We start from the raw sequence: 17,760 nt of genomic DNA, 5'->3' as shown, positions 1-17,760 counted from the left end.
ATGATTTACTCTATATACGGAGTTGTTTTGGTATTGGATAAAGATAATGACAAGCATTAATGGCTAATTAATAATGACAAGATACTCATAGCATAGCAACTTGCAAAAAAATCATTTGGATGATTGACATTGTTACTAGTCATATCTAAATAACCCTTGCCCGCATCTAATAAATCCTGATGTATCTGGCCAATATTAACAGCAACAATTCCTTCATTTTCTTCCACAATTTCTTCTAATATTTTAAAATAAGAAATTTGATTTTTTGATTGATTGATAGCCATTGGATTTGCTAACATACTTCCTAACAAAATAAATTCACAATCCTTATTACGCTCTCGTATTGTTTTAATTATTTTATTCATATATAATTTATACTCTTGTTTTCCAACTCCAAGTGTAGCATCGTTCATACCAAAACCTAAGATAACTAGATCAGGATAATAATCTGGCATCTCACCAAGTGTTCCCTTAATACCTGATTGTTTAATTTCTTTCCCCTTAACCCAACCTGTAGACTCTGTACTTTTAATAGCATTTTCACTTGTCCAACCACCTACAGCCTTATTCAATAAAACAACTTCCGTATCATAGTGTCTGCTTAGATTTTTTGCAACCATATCAGGCCAACTGTCTTTATAAGGATAGACATTCAGATACCCTGTGCTATTTGCACCTGTTGAAATAGAATCTCCATAGACAAATAATTGAAGTTCTCCTTTATTCCTAAGTTTTTCTTTCGTTCGTGGTAATTTTTCCAGAGCATACGTTGGTACATGACCAAGAAATTCATCTTCATGCTCATAAGTTACATAAATCTGTTTAGATATAATTTCAGTACCCTCCGTAAATGGTAAATACAGTCCCGCTGTAACACTAGGAATATCCGAATAATTAAAACCTGGAATTCGCTCTTCCCCTAAAACCTGTTTTGATGTCATAGATGGTATATCCTCACTGAGTGCTGTGATTTGATTATCATCTATAACAAAGTCCTCTCCTTCTTTCCATTCTCTCTTAATGCCCATTATCATATCATAAGTATACACACTTATAATTTTAGTAGGCTTAAAAATCAAATTACCGCAAGGCATTGCACCATCAACTGAAACTAACATCACACTTTCTTCTTCTACTCTTTTTGTACTCCAAAGTGGTTTCACACGATCTTCCACATTCCATTCACCTCCTAATGTCAAGGAGTCACTTTCCATAGACACTTCATTATTTTCATTTATCTTGTTTTCTTTCCTATTACAGCCACTAACTAAACTACATAAGATTAATACTGGTAAAAAAAGTATTGTTCCCTTTCTCACCATCAGAAGGATACCTCCAATCTGTCAACAAAAGCATATCTTTTTCCTTGAAAATAAACCGAGATTTCTTTCTTATCTTCACTACCTAAAGTAAATACATTCCCATTTAAAGTAGCCTTAATTTTTTTTGTTTGATAGATAAAAGAAAGCTCTACTCCTTGCCAAAAAGGAATTAACTTCGGATTAATTTGTATACAATCAATTCTTGTAACAATTCCCATCAACCCTCGAAAAATCGCATACCAAGCACCTGATAAACACCCTGCATGAACACCCTGCCAAGCACAATGGTGGATATCTAATAAATCAATATTTACTGTTTCATTGAAATAATTTAAAAAGGAAAGCATACGATTCGCATCTGCAGAACAAATTGCATGAACTGGAAACGTTAAGGAAGAAGACGATTCGCACATTTTCTCATAATAATCCCAATTTTCTTCATATCTGCTATTCTTAATTTCAAAATTTAAGTAACTAAATAAAAGCATAACATCAGGTTGCTTAATGACTTGACTCTTATGATATAAGCCTGCTTGTTTCATTTGAAAATTTTTACCTGTACCGCTTCCATCTACCTCTAAATCTCTGCTTAAGTCAAAATATCCATCGAATTGGGGAATCAAACCTGATTTTTCTAACGGTAAATATAACAATCTTGAAACTTGCTCAATATCCTTTAATTCATTAACTGTTATTCCTATTTTATCTCTTACTTTTGTACTTGAGTATTGGCTATCAAGTAGTATTGTTTCTTGAAGAACATATTGCACTATATAGTTTGTATATGCATCATTATCTACGTATGGATGATGTTCATCTGTCCCTGTAACCCCTAGTAATTGATAAGTACCATCTTTTAATATGACTTTACTGACCCAATAGCGACAGATTTCATAAAGCATTTCAAATCCATAGAGCTCCATAAATTCATAATCAAGTGTGTTTATAAAGTAATTAATGATACCAAACCCAATATCAGCAGTAATATGAACTTGCAAAAATGGATGCCTAGCATAAATCCAGACATGTTCCTTTCCCTCTAAAGAAGATACGAAAGGGTATCTAGCACCCTTACACCCCTCTAACTTAGCATTTTCTCTCGCTTCTTCTAATCTATCATAACGATAAATAAGAGCATGTTTTGCTACTTCAGGAAAAGCATGGATGAAAATTGGTAATTGATATATTTCACAATCCCACCATACAAACTGATTATACCGCTCGCCAGTTAGACCTTTTGCTGAGAGGCTATGGATACTATTATTTCTGTCCCCAGTAATTACTGCATGATAGGTTGCAAAACGCAACTGTGCATCCTTTCGATCATCACCCAAAATCTTTATATCAAAATTTGAAAAAAATTGACTCCATTCTCTGATATGGGCCTCTTTATAAGCATCATATGTACCAACATCTAACAATACTGTATCGATTGTATCAAATAGTGGATCACAATCCCTGTCCGTCGTAAGGTAGATAGTTTTTTCAACGCAATACTCACGTCCTCCACCTGGCATCAATGCTTTGTTTAACAATAAATTCTCTTGCTGTTCACCTATAGAATGCTGTAGTTTTCCATCCATAAAAAAAGAATTTTTAACAGCAATCTTGCAAGTAATACCGTACCTTTTCCCTGATTGAAAGCAAGAAATCAAACCATTATTCAAAATTTGATTATTAATAAACTGTAAAACTCTTTGTCCACCAGTTCTCACGTCTGTATCAATACCAGAGATAATTTCAACTGGTAAAAAATGATTTTGTGGCTTAGCCATTGCTCTCATACAGTATCGATGTTCTTCATCATAGGACGCAAAGCGCTCAAATTCAAAAACAGTTATATTACCCATCTTATCTTTCCATGTTACACTTCTTTGGAATATGCTTTGAGAAGTATCGAGCCTTCTCTCCCAAGATAAGATTTCACCTTCCCATGGATAAAATATCTCATCACCAATACGAAAACGTATTAAAAGAAAGTCGACAAGATTAATACATGAAATTTGCTTATCAAATTTCTTCAATTTCTCCTCATCAAAATAATACTTTTTCATATATTCATTATCACAAAAAGGCTCTATTACTTCGATTATTTCATCAACAAAACCTCGAATAAAGCTACCTTGTATTCTAGTCGATCCAAATTCCTCTAGACTTCCTCTAACCCCCATATATCCATTCCCCGTTGTAAAAAGGGAAGCATTTTGTGGCTCTGTAACTAGATTATATTCTTTTTCAACTATATATCTATTATCTTCATGAATTAACATAAGCACCCTCGATTAGTTATTACTGAAACTGTTAAAGGTATTCTCTAACAGTTTCAGTTTTGAATTACAAGATGTGTTATAGACTGTCTTCGTATTAACAGCTTTATTAGCACGAAATTGTATGAACTAATTTTTCTTCTGTTTTTTCTTCAATACAAAAATCACAATACAACTCACTACAAGAACTACCACAACAATTACAATCGGTATAAGAACATTCCCCTTGTCTTTTATGACATTTTCTTCTGAAATAACTTCATTTTCTTCTGGGTTACTAGTTGGTACTGGAGTTGTCTCTTCTCCCTTTTCCACTACATCCTCTGTATCTACATAGACATTAGTAGCTACTAAGGATGAAGCTGGTTTACCATTGATCGTATGAAGCGTTATACTGCATTGGCCTAAGTCCTTATCACAGCAACCTATATTCAAATACCCTTCTCCATTAGTAAGATATGTTTCTAAGACTTCTGCATCCATTTTATGCAAAAGTGTGCTCTCACCATCATTTGCTGTCACATATACTTCATATACATCAGCATTTTTCTTAAACTCTAATTTGAATTTAGTTCCTATAGTACCTACTGGTACCGTCGGCCATCCTTCCATTGGACAATTTCCATATAATTTAGGGTATCCCATTTGAAAATCAGTTGAATCTGACTTAGGAACAATTAATGTAGTAATACCGGTAGACGCTGCATAATTATCTGTTTCTGATATATGCATCACATCTAGTTCATTAAAGAAATGTAGTCCCAACCACACATTCGCGCCAAGGTTACCTGAATTATAAGTAAACTCTACACTTAGTCCATCTAACTTTAATTTATCTCGATATGAAATACCTACATCACTTGCTGGATCGTCGTTATAGTAGTCCGTTGCAGAAAAATCTATACCACCTTGTTCGTTTGCTTTTACAAAAGATACATTATAAATATCCCATGATTTAGCAAGCTCTCCAGCATAAGATTTCATAGCCTTACTAAGAGTTTTAGAAGCAGCTGCAACCCTTTCTCCGTAATTCTCTTGATTTGCTAATAATGCATTGGATAAAATAATTATATTCTTACCATCACCAGCTTTTTGAATTTTTTCATCACTTGATAAATCATTTACCATTGTTTCAAATGCTTCAATATCATTGAGGACAATCTTATCTTTTACAGTATTTAAATTATTTCTTGCATCTGCATACTTTGACTTTACGTTTGCTATGTACTCTGCATATTTTTCATTATCTTCATATTCAAGAAATCTATCATAATCAATCGTTGTCTTTAAATTTTCTGCAGCTTGTGTATCTTCTTTCGATACCAAAGAACTTACTGTAGCTTTTTCTGAAAATACTTCTATATAGGAAGCTATTATAATTAACTCTTGAAAATCAGTATCTTCTGTACCATGCTTACCAATTGACTCATAGACTTTTTTTAATTCATTTTTTAATAGTGTTCTCTCATAATTGCGTAAAGATGAATGTTGAATCGCAATCTCAACGAGAGCAGCCTCTTTTCTTACTGCTACAAAATCTGCTATATTGGAATCACTATTTAATCTGTCAGCACTAGCTTTGGCAGCATTAATTTTAGTACTATACTCTTCAAATTCTGATTTGGTACTTTCAATGTAAGTAGCTCTATTTGCATCAGTATAGGAATGAATTACTGTTCCAATTATTCCATTCCATCCACCAATAATTTGATTTAAAGAACTATTAATTGAACCATCTGTAGTTCCTAAACAAGCTGCTAGCACTTCATCGCTAATCATAATATCTTCAGAATTTCCATCTGCCGTGATATGTAATACTACGCCACCATCTGCTTTTTCAAATTTAATATCCAAGGTATGTTCTGCTTTATCTTTTAACTCTAAACCCTTAACCAGAGTAAGATCTGCTGCTTCATGGCTTTGACCAATCAACAAGGTGGTAGTACCTGCTTCTGTACGATTTATTACAAACGCTAAGGATGCACCCTGATTAATAAATTCTGCCTGTACAAGAGCATAGAATCCTAATGCACCATCTGGAACAGTCATTGTATAGTTAATTTCCTGAGTATATAAATCAACACGATATAAATTTTGTAATCTATGACCAAATCCCATAGGCATATCTGCTCCAATTACAGTTTCGCCTATTTCATTGACATATGCCCCCATTGTCCCCATGCCTGGCCATCCTTCAATGAAATCTGTTGTCTTTCCATCATTTACAGTAAACGTTTCCTCTGCACTTACATAAACCCCATTCATTGATAACACCGTGCAAATCGATACTAATGCACACAATAACACCTTCCAGAATTTTTTCATGCTTATTCTCCTTCATTAAACAATTATTTGAATTTCATTTATTACCGCTTCCACTTCGAATGTTCCGGTTACTTCAAATCCTATGTTCATATTGGAAATACACATATCCTCCCAGTTACTATCCTTTAAAAAACCTCTTTCTTTTGCCACAAAAAATGCATTTTCAACTTCTTTCAATGTATCTGCTCTAATTAAATTTTCCTCGCCTATGATAACAGGCTTTTTTAAAATAGACTTAGAAGGAATTATATATATAAATTTACCTGTATTTTCTTCCTTCCCGCCATCCTGAGCCTGGAAACCTGGTGGATAACTATATCGCGGATAATCAAAATAGGATATACCAAACCAATAAAAATCATGGTATCCCTTAGATTGCACGTTTCGATTTTCTATTGATAAAAACCATTGGAATTGGATCGTATGCAAATCTGTTTGCTCCACTTCTTTCATATAGTTTTTAAACTTTGTAATTCTAAATCCAACCGCTTGCTCTAAACGTTGCAAATCACGGCAATAATAATCTGTTGCAAATTCTTGTTCCAAAAGTATATGCGGCCAACCCTCTCCTTCTGCTCGAGGATGACTATATTCCTTAGAGGCATTTAAACCAAATTCAATCACACCCTTACCGCGATGCGTTTTAACGTATTTACTGCTATCTCTGTATTCATAGGAAGCATCGGATAATACAGTTTCTGTCCCGTTTGCAAGATTATACTGACTACACCATTGCGCTATCTTCCAAACTGGGTTTTCCTCTGCCAATCCCCCAAAATTTAATATTCTAATAGGATTTTTGGTTATTAAGCCATCTGTATGACATAAGGCAAATCCACGTTTAAAATCTGAATCAACTATAATCTGTTTCATAACCCTCCCTAACTAAACTATTTTCCTGCCCAAAGATCAAGCTTTGATATTTCAGCAGCAATGTCATAAGTTCCTGTTACCTCAAATCCAAAATTGCCTCCACATAAACTTAAATCTTCCCAATGGGTATTTTTTAAAAACCCAGCTTGTTTTGCTGCTGTTAATGCATCTTCTATCCGTGGGAGTAAATCATAATCAATTATCTGTTGTTCCGCCACCCTGGTTGGAACCTTGCAATAGGTTGACGAAATTGGCTGGTAAATAAAGGCTCCCGTATTAATCTCTTTACCAGAGTCTTGAGATGCATACGCAGGAACAATCTCCCACCTCGCATCATAAAGATTTAGTCCAAACCATATAAAATTATTAAAATCAGGACTAGCAGGATTTGTATTTTTAACTATAATATAAAATACGAACTGTGCAGTATGTAAATTAGGATCAATTTGAGCTTCATTAACAAATCCACTTTTCATTTTAGTAATTGTAAATTCTGTATTAAAACGAAGTGATTTCAGCTCCGAAACCTTAAATTGCTCTTCAGTATTATATTCAAATAATAAATGCGGCCATGGTTGATTTTGCTCTCTTGGTTCTAAATATTCCTTACTTCCCTCTAATCTCAAGTACATTTCACCTGTTTCGGTATCTAAAGTAACCTTTTTGCTGGCATCAACAAAGGTATGTTTAGAATCATTATCCGTCCGTTTTGCTTTGAGAAAATTATAAGAATCGTATAAACTTTGGTTCTGTCGATAATAGTAACCACAATACCACTGACCGATAGACCAGCTTGGTTCTATCTCCGTCTGTTCAAAAGTAATTACGCCTAGTGGAGTTGCAACTCCATCTGTCTGAGATCTTACAAAAAATCCATTCTTAAAATTTCTATCAGCAAACACCTGCACTTCTTTTATGTCCCCTTTTTCTATCCCATCTTTTATCATACCCAGTTCCTCTTCACTATTCTCTACTTCATTTTTCTGAACTTCTGTATCTAGCGGTTGTGTACTTGTTTCTATTCTCTTACAGCCTGCTAATAATAGCGAAGTAGCTATTAACAAAGCAAGACTACTAAAGTTACGAATTTTCAATCTCTCTCCTCCTACTCTCATCTACATCTTAATCGCTCCACTGGTCAAACCTCGTATAAACTGCTTTGAAGTAAGCATAAAAAGAATTATTAGTGGAGCACTCGCAATTACATAACCTGCTAAAGGGACTGCATAGCTATGTGTTGTAGAATAATAATTGGTTGTAAATGAAGTCATTGCTATAGTTAATGTCTGTAAACTTTCTTTCCTTAGTACCAGTTGTGGCCATATAAGATCATTCCATGAATTCAAAAAACTCGTTAAACCTAATGTCGCTAAAATCGGGGTTGATAACGGTAATGCAATTTTTGAAAACTTAGTGATTGAATTTGCACCGTCGATATCAGCTGCCTCAAATAAATCACCTGGTAATCCACTAAAAAAAGTTTTTAATAAAAAAGTTCCAAAAGGCAAAGATCCTGCAATCGTCGGTAAAATAACACCAAGTCTTGTGTTAATAAGTCCAAAATCTTTAACCATACAATATTGCGGTACTAAAGTTAAAACCGCTGGTATCATCATCAATGAGAGAACTAGCATAAAAAGCACATTCTTGAACGGGAACTGGTATCTTGTAAATCCATAGGCCATACTACTACTTACAGTAACAATTCCTAACGTACATAATACAGCAATAAGGACTGTATTCAAAATATAACCACTAATGTACTTCCAAGCTAAGGAGTAGTTTTTAAAATAGAAAGGAACTGTTACAGCAAAAGGATTGTGGATCTCTTGTTCTATGGTTTTGAAACTTTTGATTATCATTAAAAATATTGGAAACATAACAAGAAATAGAAGTATCAATAGGATAATGTGACATATCCACTGGCCAATGGAGGATTTCTTTTTCTGTAGCTTCATTACATTACCTCCTCTGACGATTTCATTTTATTTGTAAATATAGTAACACTGAAAATAATTACAAACATAACAACCCCACAAGCGCAAGCATATCCAAACCTAGTATTGTTAAAGGCCTGCCAATAGATATAATATCCTGGTACCATACTCTTATAGAAAGGTCCTCCCTTTGTAAAAAGGAGCTGCATGCTATAGTTTTGCAATCCTCCAATAAACCCTAAAATGAGGAAGTACTTAATCTGACCTCTTATGTATGCAAAATCTATATATCTAATTCGCTTTAAAATTGTGATACCATCTAACTCGGCTGCTTCGATAATAGACTCAGGAATTCCCTGTAATCCTGCTAGATAAATCAAAAAAGAAGTACCTGCTACCCAAGGGAAATTGGTTAAAATCAAACTAAGTAGAACTGTTTTATCTCCGGCATACCAAGTAAGTGGATTATCAATCAGCCCTATTTTCATTAAAATTGCATTTGCCAGTCCAGTCTCATTTACTGCAAAAATAATTTTATTCCATAATAGCATTGTGACAATTCCAGGTACCAAACAAGGGAGTACAAAAAGAAAACGATATGTTGAGCTTGCTTTTTTTCTTTTTAAGTTAAATAAAAGCTCTGCTAAGAAAATCGTTGCTATATTACCCACTAAAATACCAACAACAGTTAAAAATATCGATGTTTTTAATGCATTCCAAAAGATTTGATCTGTTAATAATTCTTTAAAATTTTGCAAACCAATAAAGTTAGCCCTATTTGCATTCCAGTCAGTTAATGAATAAAAAAATGCTGAAATCGGAGGATAATAGGAAAAGATTAATAATAAAACAATACCTGGCAAAATCCAAAGGAAAGCTTCATAATCTCTTAACTTATATTTGCGTTTAATCTTGTTTTTTTCTCGCAAAATAGCTTATGCCTCCTTACTGTTCAAAAACCCAACCATTTGTTTTTATCATAGCTTCAACTGCTGTTTTTGTTGCCGTTTCCATTACGTCTAACGCCTCATCAATATCATACATTCCCATCTGATATGCCTGTACTGTCATAAGAAAAGTATCATAATACTGTTTTCCAAAGTCACTCCAAGTACAGAATGCGTTCCAATCATAACGATTTGGATTATCAACATCGATTTCATAAATATCAACTAACGGTTGAAATAAATCAATAATTTCAGCATCTTTAGATAATGGTAATCCAAGACCTAAATCATTAATCAATCTATTATTGTTTTTTGGTGCAGTTAAAAACTTTAGGAAATCCACGCAGGCCTCAACCGTTTCTGGTCCATCCTTTACAGCTGTATTGGTAATATAATATCCTGTAGTCAGACCTGCAGTCCCACGATATACACCATTTCCGCCATAAACTGAGTCATCTTCTGATACATATGGAAATCCAAACACTCCAACTTCAAAGTCTTTCGTAGTATCATTAGCAGCTTGTACCATATATCCACCAGTAGCCTCTATCATGGCCACATTTCCTTTCAGGAACTCCTCTAATGCCACATAGGAAGACCATGCTTCTGGATAATACTTAGTCTTTTCTTTCATTAACTTAAAGTATTCTTTATACATTTTTTCTGCTTCTGTTACTGGATTAGAACTAATCCCCCATGTACCATCTACATAGGCTTTAGAAATTTCTTCCGCACTTATAAATCCATCTTTTTTAATTACGTCATATGTATCAAATAATCTTGAAAATAAAGACACCTCAAGCACAATATCATACCATGTATAAATTGGAAAGTAAGGATTTTTCCCAGTATTCTCATATATTTGTTTCTGAACTTCTAGGAGTTCTCCAAAAGTATCAGGATTTTTAGTAACACCTGCTTCTGAAAAAATATTTTTGTTATATAAAATACCGATTGGAATTTTTTCTAAACATATCTTATAAAACTTTCCATCTGCAGCTTGTGTTGCTAAAAGTTCTTTATCATTGTAGATTTCTCTCCATCTGCTTGCTCCTGGCTCTCCATCAGCACAATAAGGATTGGGTTGTTCTAAATAACTTGTCATATCAATTATCCATTCATTTTTTGCATCAGCTAACTCATCAGGAGATATTTGAAACAGTAAATGTGGTGCCTCATCAGCTGTTAATAAAGAAACAACTGTTTCTCTATCACTATTTAATGAATTATTATTAATCACAATCTTTACTTGTGGATGTAACTCCATGTATTCTTTTGCTAAAACTTCTAATGTGTTATACGGGTATGGATTTTCCTGTGTTTTTTCCATTGATGCTGTTGTATTAAAATTGCCATTTCCCCCTCCTCCATCAACATAAATTACAATCTCATCACTTTTCTTGCTACACCCTCCCAAACTCGCTGTTAATGAAACCATTAGTACTAAAGCCATAAAAAAACTCAAATACTTTTTCTTTCTCATCACAAGCTCCTTTCAAAATTCGTAATATATGTTACTTTTTACTAAATATATCACGTTTGTGATTTGTTTTCAACGAAAACACACATAAAAACTAATAATAGTTGTTATATTTATATCTATTTTTAATAAATAAATACAATTTTACTTGATATATTATAAGAAATATACTAGTATTGATGTAAAGTTGATATATTTTTTCATACTTGATATAGCGAATAAATATGTGGAAGGTAAAAATCAAAGAAAGAGGGAGAGTTATATGGAAGATAAACAGAGAAAGCCTTTATACAGTCAGGTGGAAGAATATCTATACCGTCTTATTTGCTCCAACCTAAAGAAAGGAAAAAATAAAATACCTTCAGAACACCTATTGGCTCAACAATTTAATGTAAGTCGCATAACCTCTAAAAGAGCTATCAATAATTTAGTAGACAAGGGATATTTAGTAAGAGTGAAAGGTTCAGGAACCTTTATCAATACTGAATTAGATGAGAACCTTTTAGAGAAATTAAGAGTTTACGATGAGATACCAAGCTCACCTCTAAGTTTAAAAAACAAAAAAACAGTAGCCATGATTATACCAGATATTAAGAGTAGATATATGATGAATCTTGTAGATGGCGTTCAACACTTAGCAACTAAAAATGGATGGAATGTAATCCTTGCTGTTACAATGTATGACCAGATATTAGAAGAGCTACTAATTAAGAAACTACTGCTCAGCGCAGATGCACTAATTATATTTCCTGTAAACAAAAATACATATAACCAAGAAATCATTAAGTTATCGTTACAACAGTTTCCTTTAGCTGTAATAGACAACGTACTTCGTGGAGTTGAAACTAGTACCATAACCTCAAATAATAGAAAAGCTGCTTATAATGCAACTAATTATTTTTTAAAGAAAAATAAAAAGCATATCGCTGTAATTACTCACCCACTTGATTCAGCTATATCGCTACAAGAACGATATATTGGATACGAAAGTGCCTTATCAGATGAAAAAGTACCAATATATAAAAACTACATATTACATGATTTAAAGCATTATGATGAGAATACCTCTAACAAAATACTAAAATTTTTAGATGAGAATAAAGAAATCGATGCAATATTAGCATTTAACTATGAACTTGGCATCAAAACGATCAACACTGTATTGGAGAATACAACAAGATTAACTACAGATGATATCATTGTATTTGATGAAGAATTTTCGGAAATATACAATTTATTAAAGGTTAAAATTAAGTATGTGCAGCAAGATGCATATACAATTGGAATTACAGCATTTCAAGTTATATTAGATCAAATAAATTCGCCTAATTATCTAACACAACATGTCACCATAGACACTAAACTATTCGTATAGTAATTTGGAATATATTTAAATATAGTCAAAAAGAGATTAATGAGCGGACGTAATAGAGAAGTCATGACAAAAGAGGGTGTCAAAATAGAATTTTTTCTATAATGTGACATCCTCTTCTCTTTTTATTACCACATAAATTACTCAAAGTAATATTAAAATATCTCTCATTAAAATTAAAGATCTGTCATTATGTAATTACAGGGATTGTTATGTTAAAAGAGCCTCACGAAATTGCCTAACTAATCCTAGTTATATATTGACAATAAACATAAATGTTCTGAATCTTTTTAGCTTCTGAACCAATAGGAGTTTCAATCACTGGTTGCGTTTCGGATGGAGTTATAAATAACTTAAAAGCGATAGCATCTTGACCAACCCTCATGTTGGCTATATTTTTATACTTTATTCCTCTTTGCTCAATACCAAGATAATCAAAAACGATTTCCTCCAAGTCATAACCGGCAAAACAGCGAATTATATCTGCTTCATCGTGCATCTCGATAATCGCTTTCGCCTCTTCAAAGCTTAATCCACAACATCGGAATTCACCTTCATTTATTATCGACATTACATTTCTATTGTCTACTAAAAGTAGTGGTAAATCCTCTCTTCTCATCGTCAACCTCCCATTTTTCAGTTACATCATTTCAATAGTGACTATTGTTAAGATTCTACATTTTAGCCAAACTTGATACAGTATATGAATTTTATAAAATCTATAGTACAAGAATCCGAACAAGTCATACAAAATAATTACCATGGGATATTTCTTATAGGAACATAATATTTATTCTATTTTAAAGCGATCTATTTTAAAGCTATCTTCTACCAAATGAAATCAAGAAACCAAAGAAGAATAAGAAAGATAAATCACCTTGATTTTCATTAAAGTATTTTGAAACCTCTATCTGAAACTTGGTTAGTTTTTCTACTTCCGAACGCTGGTATCCTCTGCTCATGAAGAACTCAATTCCCTGTTCTGACATATCATTTTGTCCTGTTTGATGAAATCCTCGATAGGTACGAAAGGAATTACAGAGTTTCTCATAACCTTTGGTATCCGGAGTTATAAAAGATACTTTATCATTCATTCTTACATCAACATCCTTTAACCCTATCTCTCTCATAAGAAAAGGTAGACGCATACCGATTGCATAATCCCTTCCCTCACACTCCAATTCTTTTAACCAAAGTTTTCTCCAATCAAAGGAAGTACAAAGCGAGTCATACTTAAGGCCATCTGCATAAAAACCAACGTTTTCTATTTCTCGATTAATTTCCACACAAACCACAAGACCTCCTGGAAAAACTGCCTCCTTCATATTTTCTAATACTTGAAGCGGATTATTCATATGACGCAAGGTTGCTTGGCATATGCTAAGGTGGTACTTTTGCTCCGTTTTAAATTGATAAATATCAGCACTAATATAAGAAACATTTGAATCAAAAAAATGTTTCCTTGCTTTTTCAACCAGGCATTCACTATCAACCCCAGTATAAGTACTTCCAGCAGGAAGCAACGGAAGAATTCTCTTACCAAGATCACCGTCGCAACAGCAAAATTCAATTATATCAATTGGCTCTTTAATAGCCCATACCTCTCTAATAAGGTAATTAAGATAATCCTCATTCCAAAAGAATTGACGATCATTCTCGATCACATCTGCTCGGTCCTTCCAATTTTCTCGATTATCCGTATTACGAGGCATATACTGTAAATCTTTAATTGGTTTTAGACCCAAAAGCTCATCCACTGAAACCTGAAAATAATCTGCAATAAGCGGTAACAACGTGATATCAGGTAATGTTGTTTTTGTCTCCCATTTACTAACGGATTGAAACGTTACCCCTAAAAAATCAGCCAGCTCCTGTTGATTAACTCCTTTTCGCTTTCTTAATTGCGCTATTTTTAAATCCATTGTAGCTGCCATGTCAAACCTCCAGTTTTTTGATACCACAAATGTACCATAAGATACGCTCCTATCCTATAACGTGATTTCTGATAAAACTCGCGTGGTAAGCGAAAAGCAGGTAATGTAAGGCATACGCCAAAAATCTATCCTTCTACTTTCGTAATAACTAGCATTTCGTCAATATCCAAAAACACAAGATCCTCAATTACTTCTTTCTTTTTAAAAAAGTCGATAATCCATCAGTTCTTCATATTTATTGACTGTTTCATTATATATGAAATGACACCACTACCAAATTACAACTTGGGTGAGCTTCGATCGGCATTGAAATCATGTTATAATTCTCAAATTCTACTGCCAGTCGATTGTATTCTATAATGTATCAATGTACTATATGGGAAGGAGGTGGCTTAATGTATCAGATTAGCAATGAAAAATTTGGTTTATTTCTGGATCAAACCAGAAAAGAAAAGAACTTAACACAAAAGGAATTAGCTGAGCTACTACGCTTTTACTACTTGAAAATCAAAATCACGTTTTTTGCATATTTAGCAATTTTCGATTTACAATACATATCCCTCATTATTTAACCCTTTAAACCTCTTCAGAGAAAAATACCATTCCCTCAGATTGATTAAGAATAAGATATGCATCACATTGCGTCTTTATCTTACCAATCTGCTTACGAACATTAGATTTTTCTTCATATAAAACTATATCAAAGTCCTGTTGGTACTTTGCGGCTTCCTGTAACACTTCAACGATTGCTTCTTTTTTATATACTATGGCCAAACGTTTTTTCATATTTGGAATTTGATAATTATTTTCTAATAACATCTGATAAATACGCTCAAAACCAATGCTAAAACCTACCGCAGGTATCACCTCATTTGTGAACTTTCCAATCAGATTATCATATCTACCGCCTCCAGCAATAGATCCATTCCAGTCATTACTTACAATTTCAAACACTGCCCCTGTATAATAACTCTGACCTCTTACCAAAGATAAATCAAATTCCATACGATATTGGTCATTCGAAATTCTACTGCATGAATTAATAATCGTTTCAAGACTTCTAATGTCTTCATTCTCACCGCAGATTTCACGCATGGTATCTAATGAAATTGGCATATTGGATAGAAGGTTCATGAATTTAGTAATTGCATCTTCATCACAACCTTTCTGCATTAACTCGGTTTTCACTCCTCCAATTCCAATTTTGCTCATTTTATCAAAGGAGATACAAACACCTTCCAGCTGATCTTTTGTAAAACCAAGAGACAGAAGTAACGTATTTAACAGTTTACGATTATTAATTTTTACAGCAAAATCCTGTATTCCAATTTCCCCCAAGGCTTTGGCAGTTGTTGTAATAAGTTCAATTTCTGCATTGCATGAATCAGTTCCAATGATATCAATATCACATTGTACAAATTCTCGCAATCTCCCTTTCTGCGGACGCTCCGCCCGGTATACCCTATCTATTTGGATACAACGAAATGGGGTTGGTAACTTAAATTTATTGTTAGCCACATAGCGACATAACGGCAGAGTTAAATCGTATCGCAATCCTAAATCAGCCAGATTTTCATAGTTTCCATCTGATAAATCTTTTTCTAATTTATCACCGCGTTTTAATACTTTAAATAATAGTTTTAAATTTTCTCCACCCTCACTATTTTCAAGATTTTCAATATCTTCCATGATTGGCGTGCTAATCTTTTGGAATCCAAAAGATTGGTATGTTGTTAAAATTACATTCTGTAAATAATCTCTTAATAAAACTTCATTTGGCGAATATTCATTCATGCCTTTTACTGTACTTATTTTCATATTATCCCTCATTTCTTCACTACATATTGTCTCTCTTGCAGCAACAAAAAAGCCATTCAGGCATATGCCCAAATGACTATGATTCTACGAGATTAGCTATTCTTTCTATAACCATCACTTATCATCCATCATGGGCACATGCAACGCACAAAAGCCCATGAAATTTCATAGGCTTATTGTTTACCATGATGATGATGATGCATTTTAGTTAAGAACATAACAAATCTCCTCTCTTATAAATTTAAGGTACATTGTAATCATCTTTTTGAAATACGTCAAGAAGAAATTTAAAATGATTGCTTTAGTTATGAAAATTAAAATGTTTGCTTTAGTTATGAAATGCTTGCTTTAGTAGAAGATATAAAATTTTTCTTCAGTAAAAAAGCAAGCTGCTTGCATTTGTATTTCTAAATCTCCCATTATCAATTAGGATATTAATAAAAATACCGCTGATAATCTCAGCGGTATCCTTATATATCATATTACTTGCAATAGATATTAATTGCATCACGTAGAAATTCTGCACAACCAGGTGTGATTGCATCATAATAAGCCTTGAATCTCTCATCTTCACAATACATGCTAGCAAGTCCTTTGTGCGCTTCTTTCGAATACATCCCATCCGGCCAAAAATAACAAAGCCATTGTCTGTGTAAATCACATGCTTTTTGCGCAAGCTCACTCGAAGGGTCTCCTTGTAGGAAGGCTGCTTTTAGTGTTTCATTGACTTCTTTTGATAATTGTTCCACCTCGGCATATTGCTCTCCCGTCATGTTTTTTACTTTCGCATTCGAAGCATCAATTACTTTGTCACCGTATTTTTGACGAATTTCCTTGCCATAGTTGTTTTCATTTTCTTCTACTAGTTTTTGTTTGAATCCCTCAAATTTTTCTTTGTCGCTCATAACTGCCTCTCCTTTTACAGTACGTAATGTTTTACTAACATTTTGAATCAGCAAATCGATCTGATCTTTCCTTTTATATAGAGCGGCTAAATGGTTTTCTAGAGCCTTGGTACGATCAAATGTTTTAGAATAAATAATCTCTTTGATTTCTTCTAAACTCAATCCAAGTTCTCTAAAAAATAGTATCTGCTGCAACAAGTCAACCTGTGACTGCCCATATATGCGGTATCCATTCGAACTGATTCTCTCAGGAGATAATAATTCGATTTCATCATAATAACGTAGGGTGCGTGTACTAATTCCCGACATTTTTGCTAATTTATTTACTGTATATTCCACTATTATCACCTCAAAATGAAGTATAAACTATTACGCAACGTCAATGTCAATATTTTTTTTCTCACTTCATATTTCTCTTTTCATATTTCTCTTTTCGTTTTCTCTACGATTTTCTCATAGTTCTTATCTTTAATTTATAAAATCTTGTCTTAACGTTTGTACATAAGATTTGAGATAAATAACCGTGATTACTTTTTAGTCTTTTCTGTTGAACAAAATTCTTACTAGACTCACTTCTGCT

The 17,760-nt window shown here is 33.4% G+C and carries 14 protein-coding genes; 2 read left to right on the top strand and 12 right to left on the bottom strand.

Annotated features, from left to right (window positions below):
• Positions 1 to 56: 56 nt before the first annotated feature.
• From CPHY_RS05395 to CPHY_RS05360, 8 genes are all read right to left on the bottom strand, one after another.
• Positions 57 to 1,322 (bottom strand): SGNH/GDSL hydrolase family protein, encoded by a 1,266-nt coding sequence (locus CPHY_RS05395; RefSeq protein ID WP_012199046.1) that lies wholly within the window; start codon positions 1,320 to 1,322, stop codon positions 57 to 59.
• Positions 1,322 to 3,592, bottom strand: a complete 2,271-nt coding sequence (locus tag CPHY_RS05390) for a 3-O-alpha-D-glucosyl-L-rhamnose phosphorylase (protein WP_012199045.1) — start codon at positions 3,590 to 3,592, stop codon at positions 1,322 to 1,324. The genes CPHY_RS05395 and CPHY_RS05390 overlap by 1 nt, the downstream gene beginning before the upstream one ends.
• Positions 3,593 to 3,718: 126 nt before the next feature.
• Positions 3,719 to 5,914 (bottom strand): hypothetical protein, encoded by a 2,196-nt coding sequence (locus CPHY_RS05385; RefSeq protein WP_012199044.1) that lies wholly within the window; start codon positions 5,912 to 5,914, stop codon positions 3,719 to 3,721.
• 15 nt (positions 5,915 to 5,929) lie between these two features.
• Positions 5,930 to 6,787 carry a hypothetical protein gene (locus tag CPHY_RS05380; protein WP_012199043.1) on the bottom strand — a complete coding sequence of 286 codons (858 nt, stop codon included), beginning with the start codon at positions 6,785 to 6,787 and terminating at the stop codon, positions 5,930 to 5,932.
• Between the two features lie 17 nt (positions 6,788 to 6,804).
• Positions 6,805 to 7,881 (bottom strand): hypothetical protein, encoded by a 1,077-nt coding sequence (locus tag CPHY_RS05375; RefSeq protein WP_012199042.1) that lies wholly within the window; start codon positions 7,879 to 7,881, stop codon positions 6,805 to 6,807.
• Between the two features lie 21 nt (positions 7,882 to 7,902).
• Positions 7,903 to 8,745 carry a carbohydrate ABC transporter permease gene (locus tag CPHY_RS05370; protein ID WP_012199041.1) on the bottom strand — a complete coding sequence of 281 codons (843 nt, stop codon included), beginning with the start codon at positions 8,743 to 8,745 and terminating at the stop codon, positions 7,903 to 7,905.
• Positions 8,745 to 9,653, bottom strand: a complete 909-nt coding sequence (locus CPHY_RS05365; protein ID WP_012199040.1) for a carbohydrate ABC transporter permease — start codon at positions 9,651 to 9,653, stop codon at positions 8,745 to 8,747. Before CPHY_RS05365 ends, CPHY_RS05370 begins: the two co-directional genes overlap by 1 nt.
• Before the next feature lie 16 nt (positions 9,654 to 9,669).
• A complete protein-coding gene (locus tag CPHY_RS05360; protein ID WP_012199039.1) occupies positions 9,670 to 11,154 on the bottom strand; it encodes an ABC transporter substrate-binding protein in 1,485 nt (494 codons plus the stop codon).
• 259 nt (positions 11,155 to 11,413) lie between these two features.
• On the opposite strand from CPHY_RS05360, the gene CPHY_RS05355 reads away from it, so the two are divergent.
• A complete protein-coding gene (locus CPHY_RS05355; protein ID WP_012199038.1) occupies positions 11,414 to 12,526 on the top strand; it encodes a GntR family transcriptional regulator in 1,113 nt (370 codons plus the stop codon).
• Positions 12,527 to 12,761: 235 nt separating this feature from the next.
• Here the strand turns inward: CPHY_RS05355 and CPHY_RS05350 are convergent, their stop codons facing one another.
• Together CPHY_RS05350 and CPHY_RS05345 are read right to left on the bottom strand one after the other, a co-directional pair.
• The gene (locus CPHY_RS05350) at positions 12,762 to 13,142 is read right to left on the bottom strand and encodes a hypothetical protein (protein ID WP_012199037.1); all 381 of its coding nucleotides are present in this window, start codon (positions 13,140 to 13,142) and stop codon (positions 12,762 to 12,764) included.
• Positions 13,143 to 13,344: 202 nt separating this feature from the next.
• The gene (locus CPHY_RS05345; RefSeq protein ID WP_012199036.1) at positions 13,345 to 14,457 is read right to left on the bottom strand and encodes a DNA (cytosine-5-)-methyltransferase; all 1,113 of its coding nucleotides are present in this window, start codon (positions 14,455 to 14,457) and stop codon (positions 13,345 to 13,347) included.
• 395 nt (positions 14,458 to 14,852) lie between these two features.
• Between CPHY_RS05345 and CPHY_RS22055 the strand changes: the two genes are divergently transcribed.
• The gene (locus tag CPHY_RS22055; RefSeq protein ID WP_242657967.1) at positions 14,853 to 15,029 is read left to right on the top strand and encodes a hypothetical protein; all 177 of its coding nucleotides are present in this window, start codon (positions 14,853 to 14,855) and stop codon (positions 15,027 to 15,029) included.
• Positions 15,030 to 15,033: 4 nt separating this feature from the next.
• Here the strand turns inward: CPHY_RS22055 and hisS are convergent, their stop codons facing one another.
• Both hisS and CPHY_RS05335 read right to left on the bottom strand, forming a co-directional pair.
• On the bottom strand, positions 15,034 to 16,275 hold the full coding sequence (gene hisS, locus CPHY_RS05340; RefSeq protein WP_012199035.1) for a histidine--tRNA ligase: 1,242 nt from the start codon (positions 16,273 to 16,275) through the stop codon (positions 15,034 to 15,036).
• Positions 16,276 to 16,757: 482 nt separating this feature from the next.
• Positions 16,758 to 17,519 (bottom strand): MerR family transcriptional regulator, encoded by a 762-nt coding sequence (locus CPHY_RS05335; RefSeq protein ID WP_012199034.1) that lies wholly within the window; start codon positions 17,517 to 17,519, stop codon positions 16,758 to 16,760.
• Between the last annotated feature and the right edge of the window lie 241 nt (positions 17,520 to 17,760).

It is taken from the genome of Lachnoclostridium phytofermentans ISDg, assembly GCF_000018685.1.
GTDB classification, from domain to species: domain Bacteria; phylum Bacillota; class Clostridia; order Lachnospirales; family Lachnospiraceae; genus Lachnoclostridium; species Lachnoclostridium phytofermentans.
This window is presented reverse-complemented; position numbering and strand designations above follow the sequence as displayed.

Bases quoted from the DNA above. Each gene is read 5' to 3' on its own strand.
- CPHY_RS05360 (WP_012199039.1), bottom strand. From the start codon at position 11,154: ATGAGAAAGAAAAAGTATTTGAGTTTTTTTATGGCTTTAGTACTAATG.
- CPHY_RS05350 (WP_012199037.1), bottom strand. From the start codon at position 13,142: ATGAGAAGAGAGGATTTACCACTACTTTTAGTAGACAATAGAAATGTA.
- CPHY_RS05355 (WP_012199038.1), top strand. From the start codon at position 11,414: ATGGAAGATAAACAGAGAAAGCCTTTATACAGTCAGGTGGAAGAATAT.
- CPHY_RS05370 (WP_012199041.1), bottom strand. From the start codon at position 8,745: ATGAAGCTACAGAAAAAGAAATCCTCCATTGGCCAGTGGATATGTCAC.
- CPHY_RS05395 (WP_012199046.1), bottom strand. From the start codon at position 1,322: ATGGTGAGAAAGGGAACAATACTTTTTTTACCAGTATTAATCTTATGT.
- CPHY_RS05390 (WP_012199045.1), bottom strand. From the start codon at position 3,592: ATGTTAATTCATGAAGATAATAGATATATAGTTGAAAAAGAATATAAT.
- CPHY_RS05385 (WP_012199044.1), bottom strand. From the start codon at position 5,914: ATGAAAAAATTCTGGAAGGTGTTATTGTGTGCATTAGTATCGATTTGC.
- hisS (WP_012199035.1), bottom strand. From the start codon at position 16,275: ATGAAAATAAGTACAGTAAAAGGCATGAATGAATATTCGCCAAATGAA.
- CPHY_RS05380 (WP_012199043.1), bottom strand. From the start codon at position 6,787: ATGAAACAGATTATAGTTGATTCAGATTTTAAACGTGGATTTGCCTTA.
- CPHY_RS05345 (WP_012199036.1), bottom strand. From the start codon at position 14,457: ATGGCAGCTACAATGGATTTAAAAATAGCGCAATTAAGAAAGCGAAAA.
- CPHY_RS22055 (WP_242657967.1), top strand. From the start codon at position 14,853: ATGTATCAGATTAGCAATGAAAAATTTGGTTTATTTCTGGATCAAACC.